Annotated in this window: 12 protein-coding genes and 1 pseudogene; 5 read left to right on the top strand and 8 right to left on the bottom strand. The window is 60.2% G+C overall.

All coding sequences use genetic code 11. The features are described 5' to 3' along the window. Nucleotides 1-7: 7 nt before the first annotated feature. Nucleotides 8-2,380, top strand: a pseudogene (locus FA94_RS19430) (type I restriction endonuclease subunit R); the annotation flags it as partial. Between the two features lie 73 nt (nucleotides 2,381-2,453). Here FA94_RS19430 and istB read toward each other — a convergent pair. Together istB and istA are read right to left on the bottom strand one after the other, a co-directional pair. Beyond that, nucleotides 2,454-3,230: an IS21-like element helper ATPase IstB gene (istB, locus tag FA94_RS19425; RefSeq protein ID WP_035546074.1), complete on the bottom strand. Its 777-nt coding sequence runs from the start codon at nucleotides 3,228-3,230 to the stop codon at nucleotides 2,454-2,456. After that, nucleotides 3,220-4,737 carry an IS21 family transposase gene (gene istA, locus FA94_RS19420; protein WP_156126484.1) on the bottom strand — a complete coding sequence of 506 codons (1,518 nt, stop codon included), beginning with the start codon at nucleotides 4,735-4,737 and terminating at the stop codon, nucleotides 3,220-3,222. The genes istB and istA overlap by 11 nt, the downstream gene beginning before the upstream one ends. Nucleotides 4,738-4,803: 66 nt before the next feature. On the opposite strand from istA, the gene FA94_RS19410 reads away from it, so the two are divergent. Next, the gene (locus tag FA94_RS19410) at nucleotides 4,804-5,964 is read left to right on the top strand and encodes a hypothetical protein (RefSeq protein ID WP_156126674.1); all 1,161 of its coding nucleotides are present in this window, start codon (nucleotides 4,804-4,806) and stop codon (nucleotides 5,962-5,964) included. Nucleotides 5,965-6,059: 95 nt separating this feature from the next. On the opposite strand, the gene FA94_RS19405 is transcribed toward FA94_RS19410, so the two are convergent. The 4 genes from FA94_RS19405 to FA94_RS19390 form a co-directional block, all read right to left on the bottom strand. After that, a complete protein-coding gene (locus FA94_RS19405) occupies nucleotides 6,060-6,524 on the bottom strand; it encodes a DUF1311 domain-containing protein (RefSeq protein ID WP_035554180.1) in 465 nt (154 codons plus the stop codon). A 244-nt stretch (nucleotides 6,525-6,768) separates the two neighbouring features. Continuing rightward, nucleotides 6,769-7,329: a YdcF family protein gene (locus tag FA94_RS19400; protein ID WP_035554178.1), complete on the bottom strand. Its 561-nt coding sequence runs from the start codon at nucleotides 7,327-7,329 to the stop codon at nucleotides 6,769-6,771. 69 nt (nucleotides 7,330-7,398) lie between these two features. Further along, nucleotides 7,399-8,772 carry a reverse transcriptase family protein gene (locus tag FA94_RS19395; RefSeq protein ID WP_035554177.1) on the bottom strand — a complete coding sequence of 458 codons (1,374 nt, stop codon included), beginning with the start codon at nucleotides 8,770-8,772 and terminating at the stop codon, nucleotides 7,399-7,401. Between the two features lie 584 nt (nucleotides 8,773-9,356). Continuing rightward, the gene (locus FA94_RS19390; RefSeq protein ID WP_035554174.1) at nucleotides 9,357-10,223 is read right to left on the bottom strand and encodes an AraC family transcriptional regulator; all 867 of its coding nucleotides are present in this window, start codon (nucleotides 10,221-10,223) and stop codon (nucleotides 9,357-9,359) included. Nucleotides 10,224-10,472: 249 nt separating this feature from the next. On the opposite strand from FA94_RS19390, the gene eat reads away from it, so the two are divergent. The 3 genes from eat to eutC are packed head-to-tail and all read left to right on the top strand — an operon-like array spanning nucleotide 10,473 to nucleotide 14,111. Continuing rightward, on the top strand, nucleotides 10,473-11,876 hold the full coding sequence (gene eat, locus FA94_RS19385) for an ethanolamine permease (protein WP_035554173.1): 1,404 nt from the start codon (nucleotides 10,473-10,475) through the stop codon (nucleotides 11,874-11,876). 43 nt (nucleotides 11,877-11,919) lie between these two features. Then, nucleotides 11,920-13,314 (top strand): ethanolamine ammonia-lyase subunit EutB, encoded by a 1,395-nt coding sequence (locus FA94_RS19380; RefSeq protein WP_035554171.1) that lies wholly within the window; start codon nucleotides 11,920-11,922, stop codon nucleotides 13,312-13,314. Then, nucleotides 13,311-14,111 carry an ethanolamine ammonia-lyase subunit EutC gene (gene eutC / locus FA94_RS19375; protein WP_035554169.1) on the top strand — a complete coding sequence of 267 codons (801 nt, stop codon included), beginning with the start codon at nucleotides 13,311-13,313 and terminating at the stop codon, nucleotides 14,109-14,111. The genes FA94_RS19380 and eutC overlap by 4 nt, the downstream gene beginning before the upstream one ends. 5 nt (nucleotides 14,112-14,116) lie before the next feature. Here eutC and FA94_RS19370 read toward each other — a convergent pair whose 3' ends face one another. After that, entirely contained in the window at nucleotides 14,117-14,512 is a 396-nt protein-coding gene (locus FA94_RS19370) for a DUF779 domain-containing protein (protein ID WP_035554167.1), read from the bottom strand. Between the two features lie 64 nt (nucleotides 14,513-14,576). Beyond that, nucleotides 14,577-16,097 (bottom strand): aldehyde dehydrogenase, encoded by a 1,521-nt coding sequence (gene adh / locus FA94_RS19365; RefSeq protein WP_035554166.1) that lies wholly within the window; start codon nucleotides 16,095-16,097, stop codon nucleotides 14,577-14,579. Nucleotides 16,098-16,127 lie beyond the last annotated feature (30 nt).

Raw genomic sequence — 16,127 nt, 5'->3', positions numbered from 1 at the left:
AACGACCATGACCGAAGACCAACTCGAACAGGAAACGCTGGACTGGCTGGCCGATGTAGGTTACAGCTGCCTCTTCGGCCCAGACCTCGCGCCTGACGGCGCCGGCGCCGAGCGTGCCGACTATCGCACAGTCTTGTTGGTCGAACGTCTACGCGGCGCCATTGCTCAACTCAACCCGGGTATCCCACTTCAGGCACGGGAGGATGCCGTGCAACAGGTGCAGGACCTCGGCATTCCCGCGCTGCTGTCGGCCAACCGGCGGTTCCATCAGCTGCTGGTCGGTGGCGTGCCTGTGCAATACCAACGCGACGGTGAGACACGCGGTGACTTCGTGCGTCTCATCGATTGGGCCAACCCGGCAGCCAATGAGTGGCTGGCGGTCAACCAGTTCGCCATCAAAGGCCCGCACCACACGCGGCGACCCGACGTGATGCTGTTCGTCAATGGTCTTCCGCTGGTGCTGCTGGAGCTGAAGAACCCCGCTGACCAGAACGCCGACATCTGGAAGGCCTATGACCAGATTCAGACCTATAAGGCGCAGATTCCGGACGTCTTCCAGTACAACGAGGTCCTGGTGATTTCGGACGGGTCGCAGGCGCGCATGGGCTCGCTTTCAGCCGATACGGAGCGCTTCATGCAATGGCGCACCATCGACGGCGCCAAGCTTGACCCGCTCGGCCAGTTCAACGAGCTGGAAACATTGATACGCGGTGTGCTGGCACCGACCTACCTGTTGGACTACCTGCGCTTCTTTGTACTGTTCGAGGATGACGGTGCATTGGTCAAGAAGATTGCCGGCTATCACCAGTTCCACGCGGTGCGCGCGGCTATCCAGCAGGTGGTGACGGCATCGCGCCCTAGTGCCAGCCATAAGGGTGGGGTGGTCTGGCACACGCAGGGCAGCGGCAAGAGCATCACCATGACCTGCTTCGCAGCCCGCGTTATGCAGGAAGCGACGATGGATAACCCGACCATAGTCGTCATCACCGACCGAAACGACCTCGACGGGCAACTTTTCGGCGTGTTCTCGCTGGCACAGGACCTGTTGCGTGAGCAGCCTGTACAGGCCGGCACCCGCCATGATTTGCGTGCAAAGCTCGCCAACCGACCCTCAGGCGGCATCGTGTTCGCCACCATCCAGAAGTTCATGCCTGGCGAGGATGAAGACACGTTCCCTGTGCTTTCAGACCGAACTAACATCGTGGTCATCGCTGACGAAGCGCACCGCACCCAGTATGGATTCGAGGCACAACTGAAGGGCAAACCGGGCCAGGAAAAGTACCAGGTGGGCTACGCGCAGCACCTGCGCGACGCACTCCCCAATGCCACCTTCGTGGCCTTTACCGGCACGCCGGTGTCGAGCGAGGACCGTGACACGCGCGCCGTTTTCGGGGAGTATATCCACGTCTACGACATGCAACAGGCCAAAGAAGATGGCGCCACGGTCGCCATCTACTTCGAATCGCGCTTGGCCAAGCTGTCGCTCAAGGCCGGGGACCTGCCACACATCGACGCGGAAGTTGACGAACTGGCCGAAGACGAAGAGGAAAGCCAGCAGGCCAAACTCAAAAGCCGCTGGGCGGCGCTGGAAAAGGTCGTCGGCGCGGAACCCCGCGTGGCCGCTGTGGCTACCGACCTCGTCGCGCATTTAGACGAACGCAACAAGGCTCAGAACGGCAAGGCCATGGTGGTGGCGATGAGCCGAGAGATTTGCGTCCACCTCTACGACGAAATCATCAAACAGCGCCCCGACTGGCACGACCCGGACCCTGAGAAAGGCGCCATCAAAATTGTCATGACGGGCTCAGCGAGTGATAAAGCGCTGCTGCGGCCACATATTTACAGCGGCCAGGTCAAGAAGCGGCTGGAAAAGCGTTTCAAGGACCCGGCTGACCCACTGCGCATCGTCATCGTGCGCGACATGTGGCTGACTGGTTTCGATGCGCCTTGCGTGCATACGTTGTACGTGGACAAGCCCATGAAAGGTCACAACCTGATGCAGGCAATTGCCCGGGTTAACCGCGTCTTCAAGGATAAGCAGGGCGGCCTCGTAGTTGACTATATTGGCATCGCCAACGAACTGAAGAGCGCGCTGAAGGAATACACCGCCAGCAATGGACGTGGCCGTCCGACGGTCGACGCGGCCGAGGCGTATTCCGTGCTCGCAGAAAAGCTCGACATCCTGCGCGGCATGCTCCACGGTTACGACTATAGCGGCTTTCTAACCGGCGGACATAAGTGCCTCGCTGGTGCGGCCAACCATGTATTGGGCGCGAAAGACGGCAAGAAGCGCTTTGCCGACACGGCGCTTGCCATGAGTAAGGCCTTTACGCTGTGCTGCACGCTCGACGAGGCCAAGGACGTGCGCGAGGAAGTAGCCTGTTGATTTGCACTGAATCCGGACCCAGGATTTGCATCGAATACTGACCCACCCTTTGATCCAGTTTTGGGGTTCAGGTTGGGTGTTTCGGGGTTCGTTTTCTCTCCTTTTCAGGCTGTGTCGTGCTGTTCCTGAAACGATAGCTATCGTTGCCGGTTTCTACAATGTGGCAGTGGTGTGTGAGCCGGTCGAGCAGCGCCGTGGTCATCTTCGCGTCGCCGAAGACGTTGGCCCACTCAGAGAAGCTCAGATTGGTTGTGATGACGACGCTCGTGCGCTCGTAGAGTTTGCTCAGTAGATGGAAGAGCAAGGCGCCCCCGGTCTGGCTGAACGGCAGATAACCCAGTTCGTCGAGGATGACGAGGTCGGCGTACATTAGACGCACAGCCAGTTGCCCAGGCTTTCCAGTCAGCTTCTCCTGCTCAAGCGCATTGACGAGTTCAATGGTGGAGAAGAAACGCACGCGGCTTCGATCATGTTCGATCGCCTGCACGCCAATCGCCGTCGCCAGATGCGTTTTGCCCGTGCCCGGTCCGCCGACCAGCACGACGTTGTGTGCCGATGTCATGAACTCACACCGATGCAACTGACGCACGGTTGCTTCGTTGACATCGCTGCAACCGAAGTCAAAGCCGTTGAGATCCCGATACGCCGGGAAGCGGGCGACCTTCATCTGATAGGCCAGTGAACGTACCTCACGGGCCGCCATCTCCGCCTTGAGCAGACCTGCCAGAACTAGCGATGCCGACTTGTACGCGGGGGAATCCTGCGCGGCCAGCTCGCCAAGCGCCTGGGCCATGCCGTGCAGCTTCAGTGACTTGAGCATTTCCATCATGGCGTCAGGCTGCATGATGATCCTCCCGGCCTCTCAGGTCGTCATAACGGCCGACGTTGGCTTGCGGCTCGACGCGCAGGGCGAAGGCCTGGGGCGTCTGCAGCGGAGGCACGGGAGCCCCGTCAAGCAGCCGGCTCAGGACGTTCATCACCGTTTGCTTTGAGGGCGCACCGGCCTCAAGTGCCAGCTCGACGGCGGTGAGTACGGCCTGTTCGTCGTGCAGCAGCACCAGCGCCAGTATCTCGACCATCTCCCGGTCGCCACCGGCGTGCTTCAGCAGGATTGTCTGCAGCCGCTTGAAGGCGGCAGGAAACTCTGCGAACGGCGCGCCGTTGCGCAATGCTCCAGGCTTGCGCTGCAGGACTGCGAGGTAATGACGCCAGTCGTAGATGGTTTCTCCGCGATCATGGCTGCGGTTGATACGCCGGACGTGCTCCGCGATGACCTGCCCTTCGGCGACGAAGACGAGCTGGGCCGCGTAGACGTGCAGGCTGATGGGCCGGTTCGCAAATGCCGCCGGCACGCTATACCGGTTGCGGTCGAAACTCACCAGACACGTGGGCGAGACGAGTTTGGTGTGCTCGACAAAGCCGTCGAATGCCTGGCCGACCGGCATCAGATGGGGTCGCTCGACCGACCACGCGTCCCAGATCGTTGTGTCCTGCTCAGGGTGCTGCGTCTGCTGCCAGAGCAGGACACACTGGTCGGCCAGCCAGTCGTTTAATGCAGAGAGCGAACCGAACGCCGGCACGCGTTGCCACAGCCGGTGACGGCTGTCCTGAACGTTCTTCTCGATCTGCCCCTTCTCCCAGCCTGAGGCCGGATTGCAGAATTCGGCGTCAAACAGATAGTGACTGACCATGGCGCTGAAGCGCGCGTTGACGTCCCGCAGCTTGCCACGACGAACCTTGTCGACAGCGGTCTTCATGTTGTCATATATGCCACGGCGCGGAATGCCGCCCCACGCCACGAACGCGTGGTAGTGAGCGTCGAACAGCATCTCGTGGGTTTGCAGCAGATAGGCCCTCAGGAAGAACGCCCGGCTGTGACTGAGCTTGAACTGCGCAACCTGCAACTTGGTGCGCTCGCCGTTGATCACGGCCCAGTCCTCGCTCCAGTCGAACTGGAATGCTTCTCCGGGTGCAAAGGTCAGCGGCACAAAGGTGCCACGTGCTGCGCTCCTTGCCTGCTCCTGCTGCTCCTGTCGCCAGCGGCGCGCAAAGGCGGCGACCCGGTCGTAGGACCCTGTGAATCCCAACACGGTGAGGTCAGCGTAAATCTGCTTGAGGGTTCTGCGCTGTTTGCGCGGCCGGTTTGCTTCCGTCTTTAACCAGCCGGCGAGCTTGGCCGCAAATCCGTCGAGCTTGCTCGGGCTCTGCCGTTCCGGATAGGTGGGCACTACGGTGCCGGCACGTATATAGCGCCTGACGGTGTTTCTTGAAACGCCAAGCCGTTTGGCGATCTCGCGTAGCGAGACATGATCGCGATAATGCCAGCGTCGGATGATGCTCAATATTGCCATGTCGATCACTCCGTTCTCCCGCTAGCTGCACAGCGGGCCAGTGTGTTCCACGTGGGTCAATATTCGATGCAAATCACCGTGTCAGGTGGGTCAGAATTCAGTGCAAATCAACACGCAGCCTTATTCAGCCTGTTACTTTCCTTCACCGCAACCACCACCAACGCCGCCTCCACCACCTCCCCCGACATCCCCCTCGGCACCCCTGAAGGCTTCACCGCCTCAACCATCGACTCAGCCGGCAACGGCCGCTACTGCATCAGCGGCGCCGTCTACGACGACTCCGTCCCAACGATGACAGCCTACGCACTGCTCGTCGACGCCACCACGCATCAGGTCCTCTGGCGCCTGCCCATCCCACTGGATCGCAACTTCGTCGGCAGCAGCGTAGATCGCTGCCTGAGCGACGGCAACGCCTACTACATCCTCTCGGAAGAAAACTCCGACAACTCGCCGGCGGTCAGTCAGGAGCGTGTCGTGATCAACAAAGTTTCGGCGCAAGGCAAGTTGCTGCGACAACAAAAGATCGAAGCGGGATTGGACGAATGGTCCTACTTCTTCGATGTGGGACCGAGCGCGATCACCATCGGCGGCGGCACGAGCGCGACACTTGACCACGGTGGTAAATTCGGCAATTTCCTGTGGCAGTTCGATTCCAACCTCACGCGAACCAGAACCACCACGCTCGAAAACGGTGCCTTCTGGCTTGGGTCGAACGCGAAGCTCGACGGCGATCACTTGCTCGTGTCGGGGCAATTCATGCCGAACAAGGGCTCATCTGCCGGGCAGGAAGCGTATGCGGTATCGAAGATCGATGCTGGCAGCAGCAGGTACACGTGGTCAAAGTATCTGTTCCCGCTGGATGCCCAGAGCGTGACATCGGTGTTCGGACCGGACGGCAGTACCTACGTCGCCGGGCTGACAGGGCCCGACCTGGCCGTGTCGGAAGTCGATCGCACGGGCAAGAACGTGAACAGCTTCGCTGTCAAAAAGCCACTGTGCGAAATCAAAGCGCTGGCACTGGACGGCCATGCGCTAAAAGCGATCGGCAAATCCTGTACGGGAAAGTCGACGTCCGTGATCGTGGCGATTGACCTCGTCGGCAAAACCGCTGCGGTTGTGAGTCAACTGAATGGCGAAATCTCAGCACCGCAGTTTGACGGCCAAGGATGGGTTGGTGTGGTGAAAACCAAAGGAGATCAACTGGTCTTCAGGCGCACCGCTCAATAGCGCAAAGCGAAGCGCGGCGAGTAGGACGATGGAAAGATCGATTGCCGGTCAGCGAGATCACGCTGACCGGCCGTTCGCGACGCAGCAGAATCCATTCAATTCGACGACCTCAAAATCGCCGACAACTTCCCGCAACTCGCTTTGTCGCCAGTCTCGAGCGAATCCGGGCAAATGAGACTTTCGTAAAACGACACCTGCTCATCCCGGACCGCGGACTTGCAGCCTTCGAACTGGAAGTCCGCATCCGGCGCCGGATTCTTGCCCCAGTCGTTAAACGCATCGCGCTGAAGAGCGCAGTCCGTGTCCACCTTATAAGTCCACACCAGCAGGTTTTTCTGCAGCGTGTCGCGCTGCGCTTCCGGCACGTCTCGCCGCAAAGCCTGATAGAGCTTGTCGGCCTGAGCCGTCTTAACGGCGGTTTGCTGTTGCGCGCAAGCGAGTTGCTGATCCCGATTGAGATTGGACGCGTCGCAATCCGTTCTGGCATGAGCGCCGAGCGTGAAAAACGCGAAGCCACTCAAGATCGCGAGTCTGGCGAGACGCAGTGTCGTTCTTGTCATGCAAGCGTACCCCTCGAAGTGATTGAACTGACCGCACGATTTTTCTGTTCGGGTGGACCGACGATCGTCCGCAGAGAAAATGCGTGACGCATATAAACCGATGTCGCCCTCGCAATAGCTTCTTCGATTCGACTGCGCGAATCAACCTATGTTTTATCGCCTGATCAGATTGCTTTGGATTGGAGCATCGATTGCCGTTTAGTTAGTGCCCTGCCCGTGATTCGGCGAGCACGGGACATTTCATTCAGAAATCACGCCTCACGCAATACCACAACGCCCCCGGCACTTCTCTCAGCGAAGAATAGACATCGCGAGCTTCAAAGAACACAGGGTAAGCGCCACTAACCCGACTCACACCAAACCGTTTCAACGCAATCATCGCGCGAGGCACATGAAAGTACTGGGAAACGACAATCGCGCTGTGCAGACCGTGCGCCTTCATATACACGCTAGCGTTTCTCGCGGTATCCCACGTGTCACGGCCCAGGTTGTCCATCACGATGCGATTCTCGGGAACACCTTGGTTGACGAGATCACGCTTCATGGCGAGTGCTTCATCGGTGCCGTGTTTGTCGATGCCGCCGCTCACCATGATCTCGCGGCACAACCCTTTCTCGTAGCACAGACGCGCCTTGTCGAGCCGCGCCGCTAGCCGTGACGACGGGCTACCGTCCACGTGAACCTTGTTACCGTAGACGATCGCGAGATCAGCTTGCTGAGGTCTCGACAGCAAGCCTGCGGAAACAATGATCAGCGTTGCGAGCAGCCAGAAGCCAGCGACCCATTTAATTATCGTAGTCAACATAAGGAGAGGTAGGAGAAGTCGGGAAGTACGCGCGCGGCCGGCGGGATTAGGAGCTTGCGATCACTGATTTCAGGCATTCGATTCACGCACCACCGCTCCACCTTCATCCCGCTCCCAAACAATCCGCTCAAATATCGCCTTCAATTTCGCGCCTCTGCCCGCATTCAGCATCGCCAGATGCGCGACACGTCCCGCGAGATGCGCCCGAAAATCCGGATGCGCGTCACGGTTCTGCGAATGCGGCCCATGCCTCACGCAATTGGTGAGGATCGCCTTCAGCGTATCGAACGTTGGCCGCGCGAGATTCGGATGGCTATTCACCACCACGCCGGCCAGATGTTGCCGCGCCCCACGACGCATCACGCGCGTCTTCCTGAAGTTGAGTGCAAAGCCTTCTTCGATCGCAATCGCCGCGACGCGAATCGACAAGCGCTCGGCTATTCGCGCAAGGTCTTCATCGCCTGAAAAGGCGAGATCGTCGGCATAGCGTGTGTACGTTGCGCCCACAGCGCGCGCGAGCCCCGCAAGCCGAAGGTCGAGCCGGTAAGCACACAGATTCGCCAACGCAGGCGAGGTCGGCGCGCCTTGCGGCAAATGCCGGTTCCGATAGCGCTGCCGTTCCAGCCAATCGATCCGCTCCCGCACATCCGCTTCCAGCAGGCGGCCACTCGGCACGCGATTGGTACACAGCGCGGTCAGCGAGCGAGCAACCGCCAATGGATAGCCAAAATCACGAAACGCTGAGTAAACGCGCCCAGCATGAACCGATGCAAAAAAATCCGTCAGATCGAAGCGAATCACCACCGCTTTCGCCGCATGAGGCGTGGCGAAGCTCAGCGTATTTCTGCCGCGCCGAAACCCATGCGCCGCATCGTGCAGGGGAATCTGATCGAGCAAACCATGCAGCACTTTCCGCTGCACGGTCCGCAAGCGCGATTTAGGAATTTCGATGATTCGGCAGCGACCGTCGCGCTTCTCGATCGCCTTGTACGAATAGTGATGCAGCGGCGTTGCGGCGGCGTGCGCCGGTGCGCGCCAGCGATCGGCGAACCAGTCCAGTTCCGTTGGCTCGACTTCGAGCCAGTCGGCCAGATCCGCCAGCGTGGGCAACTGCGGCAACGTGACGCCGTGCAACCAGGGCGGCGCCTGCCGCTGAACCGGCGGCCGCGTCAGCAGACGCACCACGCGCGGACGGTTGTCGCTCTGCCACGCCGAGACAAACGCCGCATGGTCGGCAATGATCTTCGACAGTTCATGACGCCCGACGCTGTCCCACCGCTTGCCGAATCGCCGGGAAACGCGGCGCGCCAATCCGCTCATCCAGTCGGCCGGCGCGCCCAACGCGAACACCATCCGCTCGACGATCGACGCAGGCTGGGCGGGACCGGCGAGCATGGCGTCGGCAATCGCATTGGCAACGTACTGCAGGTAAGAGGAGGGCATAGGGAAGAGGGGCGGGCCGGCCAGTCAACGCGTCTTGTGCTGCGTGAGCTGTGTTGCGCAAAGCGCAAGTGACGCTCATGCGACGAACTGCGGAGGTCATGCTGATCCACGGGGTAGCCCCGTAGTGCCCGGAACGTATGCTGCCCGATCACAGGCGTGCTTGACCAGCCGTCCCGCGTGCCGACGATAAGCGAGCGAGCCGCGCCTTGTCAACGTCGAGGCCTCGTCCAAAAACCGTCGAACTTATCCACAGCCCCCTCTGGACAACATTTGTAAAAGCCGTCTGACTCGTTGTGGGCGAAACCTTGATAACGATGCCGCGACGGTTCGCCGCGCGAAAGTTCTCCCAGGCTCCGCCTCGCTGTCCGCACACGCTGCGCAGGGTTATGGATTCCGCAGCGCGTTGATCCGTAAACGAAGTTTCCAGTTATCCACAACGGGATGCGAGGCTTGTTAACTATTACTACGTATACGTATACAAAGACTATAAAAAACAGAGAGGCCTCCGCGAAACGCGCTGCACAAGCGGGCACGAAGCAGGCAAAGCAATGGCAACCGTTGGGCAATCGCCAAACCTCCAAGCCTCAAACCAACGGTAAACAGATCTCGGTGATCAGATCCGTAGGCGCGGTGTCCTTCGGGCTGTTCAGATACTCCTCGAACACCGGCGCATCCGCTGCTTCGCGCCCTGACTGCACGAGCCACGTTCCGTACAACCATTCATACGCAGCACGCATATCGCTATACGGACCTTTGTGCCGCAGCACCGCGTACTCACCGCCCTTCACATGCGCGACCGAAGCTGGTGAACTCACCGTCACCGAAGCCTGAACCGGATGCGGCAACAACACGCCGGCCTTCGAACGCAACGCGTTTTCTTCGATCACGCCAGGATCGTCGTAGTAAATCCCGATCATGCGCATCTCCGCGGCCAGCAAGTTGTGTTTCGCGAGCCAGCCGAATAAAGCATCGAACGCTTTACCGATCTGCATATACGGTCCTACATGATCGACCGACAACACATCCATCGGCTCCACATGTCGAATCGTGACTTCGCGCAAGGTCATTTGATCGTCTCCTGAAAGTGCCGGACGAAACCGGCTATGCGTGCCCTGCTTGCGATACTGCGCCGGCGGCACGCCGAACGCCGCGCGAAACGTGCGCGAGAAAGACTGCAAACTGCTATAGCCCGCGCGCTCGGCAATCTCGGCGATCGGCATTGAATCGTTCGCGAGATAACCGGCCGCGCGATGCAAGCGCAAACGTCGCACCGTCGTCGCGACCGTTTCGCCATACATGGCCTGATAAATCCGATGCCAGTGATACGGCGACAAACACGCGATTTCCGCGAGTCGATCGATATCGAGCGGTTCGTCGAGGTGATCGTAAATATGATCGAGCACGCGGCCGAGCCGGGTTTCGTAGCGTGCCCGATGGGCTGATTCGTTCATAACCATGCCGATGCCAAAAAATTGAAATGGGCGAGTTCACTGCGAACGAAAGTACCACGAGCCCATTTACCAAATCCTGCGGACTTCAACGGTCTCCCGCAAAAAGAGCGCGTTGCCACGACCACCCCGAACTTTGCCGAATTTCGATAACACCTCGATTAATGGCTCACTACCATCGGTTGAACGCTGTCCGCCCCTGCACCGCAAAGCCTTGCGGCGTCGAGCAAGCGGCCATATCAGGGAGCTCCGATGAAATCAGAATCCAAAAGTCAGCACGTCGGTAAAGTCACCCATCACGAGTTGAAGCAGACGCTCGGCACGTGGCAACTGTGGGGCATTGCGGTCGGGCTCGTGATTTCCGGCGAATACTTCGGCTGGAGTTACGGCTGGGCAAGCGCCGGTACGCTCGGTTTCGTTATCACGGCGGTTTTCATTGCCGCGATGTATACGACCTTCATTTTCAGTTTCACCGAACTCACCACGTCGATTCCGCACGCCGGCGGCCCGTTCGCCTACGCGCGTCACGCGTTCGGCCCGACCGGCGGTTATCTGGCGGGCGCCGCCACGCTGGTGGAATTCGTGTTTGCGCCGCCGGCGATTGCGCTGGCGATCGGCGCTTATCTGCACGTGCAGTTTCCCGGACTCGAGCCGAAACATGCGGCAATGGGCGCATACCTCGTCTTCATGGCGTTGAATATCGTCGGCGTGCAGATCGCTGCGGCGTTCGAGTTGTGCGTGACGGTGCTCGCAATCTTCGAACTGCTGGTTTTCATGGGCGTGGTGTCGCCCGGGTTTGAATGGTCCAACTTCACGAAGGGCGGCTGGTCCGGCGCGGATACCTTCAGCATGGGTTCGTTCCACGGCATGTTCGCGGCGATTCCGTTCGCGATCTGGTTTTTCCTCGCGATCGAAGGCGTCGCGATGGCCGCCGAAGAAGCCAAAAACCCGAAGCGCTCCATTCCGATCGCCTATGTGGCTGGCATTCTGACACTGGTCGTGCTCGCCATCGGCGTGATGGTGTTTGCCGGCGCGGCCGGTGACTGGACCAAGCTGTCGAATATCAACGACCCGTTACCGCAAGCGATGAAGTTCATCGTCGGCGAACACAGCGGCTGGATGCATATGCTCGTGTGGCTCGGGCTGTTTGGACTGGTCGCGTCGTTTCACGGCATTATCCTCGGTTATTCGCGGCAAATTTTCGCGCTGGCTCGCGCCGGCTATCTGCCGGAATGGCTTTCCAAGGTGCATCCGCGGTTCAAGACGCCGCATCGCGCGATTCTTGCGGGCGGCGTGGTCGGCATCGCGGCGATCTACAGCGATGAGCTGATCCAGTTCGGCGGCCAGACGCTGACCGCGAACATCGTGACGATGTCGGTATTTGGCGCTATCGTGATGTATATCATCAGCATGCTGTCGCTGTTCAAGCTGCGCCGCAGCGATCCGGACATGGAGCGCCCGTTCCGCGCGCCGCTGTTTCCGTTCTTTCCGGCGTTTGCACTGGTCGCCGCGGTCATCTGTCTGGCCACGATGGTTTACTTCAATTTTCTGGTGGCGATTGTGTTCGCCATTTTCCTCGCGCTGGGCTACGTCTACTTTTTGCTGACGCGCCATCAACGCGAAGCGGCGCCGTCAGACGCCCTGCTCGAAGAATGACGGATCGGGCCGCTGCGCAAGCAGCGGCGATGGAGTCGTAACGATGAGCTACACCGAAACGATCGGCAGTCGCACCTATCGCTTTGCCGACCTGAAGACTTTGATGGCGAAGGCCAGTCCGCAACGCTCCGGCGACCAGCTCGCGGGCGTCGCGGCGGCGAGCGAGGAAGAGCGCGTTGCGGCCAAGATGGCGCTCGCGCAGGTGCCGTTGCGCACGTTTCTCAACGAAGCGCTGATTCCGTACGAGAGCGACGAGGTCACGCGTCTCGTGATCGACGATCACTCGCCGCAAGCCTTCTCAGAGATCTCGCATCTCACGGTGGGCGACTTTCGTAACTGGCTGCTGAGCAGCACGACCGACGCGGACGCGCTCACGCGTATCACGGCGGGCCTCACGCCCGAGATGGTCGCGGCGGTCTCGAAGCTGATGCGCAATCAGGATCTGATCGCGGCGGCGCGCAAACGTCCGGTGATTACGCGCTTTCGCAATACGGTGGGTTTACCGGGCCGCATGTCGGTGCGTCTGCAACCGAATCATCCGACCGACGACGTCAAAGGCATCGCCGCCTCGATGCTCGACGGCCTGATGTACGGTTGCGGCGACGCGATGATCGGCATCAATCCGGCCAGCGACAATCTCGCCGCGATCACGAAGCTGCTGCTGATGATCGACGACTTCCGCCTGCGCTACCAGGTGCCAACGCAATCGTGCGTGCTGACGCACGTCACCAACACGATTGCCGCAATCGAAAAAGGCGCGCCGGTCGATCTGGTGTTCCAATCGATTGCGGGCACCGAGAAGGCGAACGCGGGCTTCGGCATTTCGCTCGCGTTGCTGCAGGAGGCGTATGAAGCGGGGTTGTCGCTGAAGCGCGGCACCGTCGGCAACAACCTGATGTATTTCGAAACGGGGCAAGGCAGCGCATTGTCGGCGGACGCGCATTTCGGCGTCGATCAACAGACTTGCGAAGTGCGCGCTTATGCCGTGGCGCGCAAATTCAATCCATTCCTGGTCAACACGGTAGTGGGTTTTATCGGACCGGAGTACCTGTACGACGGTAAACAGATCACGCGCGCCGGACTGGAAGATCATTTCTGCGGCAAGCTACTCGGCGTGCCGATGGGTTGCGACATCTGCTACACGAACCACGCCGAAGCGGATCAGGACGACATGGACAATCTGCTCACGCTGCTCGGCGTGGCGGGCATCAATTTCATCATGGGCATTCCGGGCGCGGACGACGTGATGCTCAACTATCAAAGCACCTCGTTCCACGACGCACTGTACGTACGCGACGTGCTCGGCCTGCGCCGCGCGCCGGAATTCGAGGAATGGCTAGAGTCGATGCAGATCACCGACGCGCGCGGTGCATTGCTGAGCGCATCGCCGCAACAACCGCTGCTGGAAGGGGCGAACGACTGGATGGGAATCGCATGAGCGAATTCCTCGAAAAGAATCCGTGGAACGCGTTGCGCCAGTTCACCAACGCGCGCATTGCGCTGGGCCGCGCGGGCAATAGTTTGCCGACGGCTCCGCTACTCGCGTTCAACCTGTCGCATGCGCAAGCGCGCGACGCCGTGCATCATCCGCTCGACGCGGAGGTGCTGCACGAACAGTTGCGCGCGCTGAATTTCACGACGCTGGATGCGCATAGCGCCGCGCCGGATCGTGAGCATTATTTGCGGCGTCCCGATCTTGGGCGGCGCTTATCGGAAGAGAGCCGCGCAGCGCTCGGGCAGGCGCAGAACGATGCGCCGGAAGTGGTTTTTGTCATTGCAGATGGCCTATCCGCATTCGCCGCAGCGAAGCAATCCATTCCGCTGCTGCAGGCGGTGTGCGCGAAACTCATCGACTGGAAAATCGGGCCGGTCGTGATCGCGCGGCAGGCGCGTGTCGCGCTCGGCGACGAGATCGGCGAGTTACTCAATAGCAAGCTGGTGGTGATGTTGATCGGCGAAAGACCCGGGCTGAGTTCACCGGACAGTCTCGGCATCTACCTTACCTACGCGCCGAAAGTCGGCTGCAGCGACGCGCAGCGCAACTGCATTTCCAACGTGCGTCCCGAAGGGCTCGACTATCCGCACGCCGCGCACAAGTTGCACTACCTGCTGACGCACGCAAGACGTTTGGGTCTCACGGGCGTCGGCCTGAAAGACGATAGCGATGCGCTGCTGGAAAGTGCCCCGGCAACGCCCGCCGTTAGCGACAACCCGACGCCACCCGGCACGGCGTAAACGCATCACGCAACGACGCGTTCCACCGGATGCGTCTCCAGCCACGCGTTCTCGCCGTCTTCAAAGAGCCGCGAGCGCGTTAAAAACCGCAAGCCGCTCGGACGCTCCAAAGAAAACATGCCGCCATTGCCCGGCACCGCGTCGATGATCAGCTGCGTGTGCTGCCAGTATTCGAATTGCGATTCGCTCATGTAGAACGGCACACTCGCAATCGTGCCGAGTTTCACGTCGGACGAGCCGACCATGAATTCGCCTTGCGGAAACATCATCGGCGCACTGCCGTCGCAGCAACCCCCCGATTGATGGAACAACACGTCGCCATGTTCGGCGCGTAGCTTGTCGATCAACTCGACCGCGGCCGGTGTCGCGACCACGCGGGCCACTTCTTTCTCGTCAACCATCCCATGCCTCGCTGAAAAAAGCGCGAGCCGCGCAAGGCGGCTCGTGCGAACAGGATCGTGATGCTTAGAAGAAGCCGAGCGGCTTGTCGCTATAGCTGACCAGCAGGTTCTTGGTCTGCTGATAGTGGTCGAGCATCATCTTGTGATTTTCACGGCCGATGCCCGATTGCTTGTAACCGCCAAATGCCGCATGCGCCGGATACGCGTGATAGCAGTTGGTCCACACGCGGCCCGCCTGGATTTGCCGGCCAAAGCGGTAGGCGCGCGTGCCGTCGCGCGTCCACACGCCGGCGCCGAGACCGTACAGCGTGTCGTTGGCGATCTCGAGCGCTTCTTCTTCGGTCTTGAACGTCGTGACCGATACCACCGGTCCGAAGATTTCTTCCTGGAAGATGCGCATCTTGTTGTGGCCGCGGAAGACGGTCGGCTTCACGTAATAGCCCTTGCTCAATTCGCCGTCGAGCTGATTGCGCTCACCGCCGATCAAACATTCGGCGCCTTCCTGCTTGCCGAGGTCGACGTACGACAGGATCTTTTCCAGTTGTTCCTGCGAAGCCTGTGCGCCGATCATCGTCTTGCTGTCGAGCGGATGTCCTTGCGTGATGGCCGCGACGCGCTTCAACGCACGTTCCATGAAACGATCGTAGATCTTTTCGTCGATCAGCACGCGCGACGGGCACGTGCACACTTCGCCCTGATTCAGCGCGAACATCGTGAAGCCTTCGAGCGCCTTGTCGAAATAGCTGTCGTCGGCGCTCATCACGTCGGCGAAGAAAATGTTCGGGCTCTTGCCGCCCAGTTCGAGCGTGACCGGAATGATGTTCTGGCTCGCGTACTGCATGATCAGGCGGCCGGTGGTGGTCTCGCCGGTAAACGCGATCTTGGCGATCCGCTTGCTCGACGCGAGCGGCTTGCCGGCTTCGAGGCCGAAGCCGTTAACTATGTTCAGCACGCCGGCGGGCAGCAGGTCGTGAATCAGTTCGGCCAGTACGAGAATCGACGCGGGCGTTTGCTCGGCCGGCTTGAGTACCACGCAATTACCGGCGGCGAGTGCGGGCGCGAGCTTCCACACCGCCATCAGAATCGGGAAGTTCCACGGAATGATCTGGCCGACCACGCCGAGCGGTTCATGAAAGTGATACGCGACCGTGTCGTCGTCGATCTGGGAGAGCGAGCCTTCCTGCGCGCGCACAGCGCCGGCGAAATAGCGGAAGTGGTCGATGGCGAGCGGAATGTCGGCCGCCATGGTTTCGCGTAGCGGCTTGCCGTTGTCGATCGTTTCGGCGATCGCGAGACGTTGCAGGTTCGCTTCCATCCGGTCGGCGATGCGGTTCAGGATGTTCGCGCGTTCGGTGGTCGAGGTTTTGCCCCATGCCGTTTTCGCGCGATGCGCGGCGTCGAGCGCGAGTTCGATATCGGCTTCGCGCGAACGCGGGATCGACGTGAACGGCTCGCCGGTGATCGGCGACACGTTGTCGAAGTACTCACCGCCCGCAGGCTTGACCCATTCGCCGCCGATAAAATTCGCATACTGCTTTTTGTACGGGAATTCGGTGGTCAGAAATTGCATCTCTGCGTGATTCATCTGTGTGCTCCTCACATGGTGAATGTTTGA

It is taken from the genome of Burkholderia sp. 9120, assembly GCF_000745015.1.
GTDB lineage: Bacteria > Pseudomonadota > Gammaproteobacteria > Burkholderiales > Burkholderiaceae > Paraburkholderia.
The sequence above is the reverse complement of the archived record's forward strand: the minus strand, read 5'-3'. Positions and strand labels throughout refer to the sequence as shown.

What these genes read in the sequence shown, in the direction of transcription:
- FA94_RS19405 (WP_035554180.1), bottom strand. Translation starts at nt 6,524, where the DNA reads ATGACAAGAACGACACTGCGTCTCGCCAGACTCGCGATCTTGAGTGGC.
- adh (WP_035554166.1), bottom strand. Translation starts at nt 16,097, where the DNA reads ATGAATCACGCAGAGATGCAATTTCTGACCACCGAATTCCCGTACAAA.
- FA94_RS19390 (WP_035554174.1), bottom strand. Translation starts at nt 10,223, where the DNA reads ATGAACGAATCAGCCCATCGGGCACGCTACGAAACCCGGCTCGGCCGC.
- eat (WP_035554173.1), top strand. Translation starts at nt 10,473, where the DNA reads ATGAAATCAGAATCCAAAAGTCAGCACGTCGGTAAAGTCACCCATCAC.
- istB (WP_035546074.1), bottom strand. Translation starts at nt 3,230, where the DNA reads ATGCAGCCTGACGCCATGATGGAAATGCTCAAGTCACTGAAGCTGCAC.
- FA94_RS19395 (WP_035554177.1), bottom strand. Translation starts at nt 8,772, where the DNA reads ATGCCCTCCTCTTACCTGCAGTACGTTGCCAATGCGATTGCCGACGCC.
- FA94_RS19400 (WP_035554178.1), bottom strand. Translation starts at nt 7,329, where the DNA reads ATGTTGACTACGATAATTAAATGGGTCGCTGGCTTCTGGCTGCTCGCA.
- FA94_RS19370 (WP_035554167.1), bottom strand. Translation starts at nt 14,512, where the DNA reads ATGGTTGACGAGAAAGAAGTGGCCCGCGTGGTCGCGACACCGGCCGCG.
- FA94_RS19410 (WP_156126674.1), top strand. Translation starts at nt 4,804, where the DNA reads ATGCAAATCACCGTGTCAGGTGGGTCAGAATTCAGTGCAAATCAACAC.
- istA (WP_156126484.1), bottom strand. Translation starts at nt 4,737, where the DNA reads ATGGCAATATTGAGCATCATCCGACGCTGGCATTATCGCGATCATGTC.
- eutC (WP_035554169.1), top strand. Translation starts at nt 13,311, where the DNA reads ATGAGCGAATTCCTCGAAAAGAATCCGTGGAACGCGTTGCGCCAGTTC.
- FA94_RS19380 (WP_035554171.1), top strand. Translation starts at nt 11,920, where the DNA reads ATGAGCTACACCGAAACGATCGGCAGTCGCACCTATCGCTTTGCCGAC.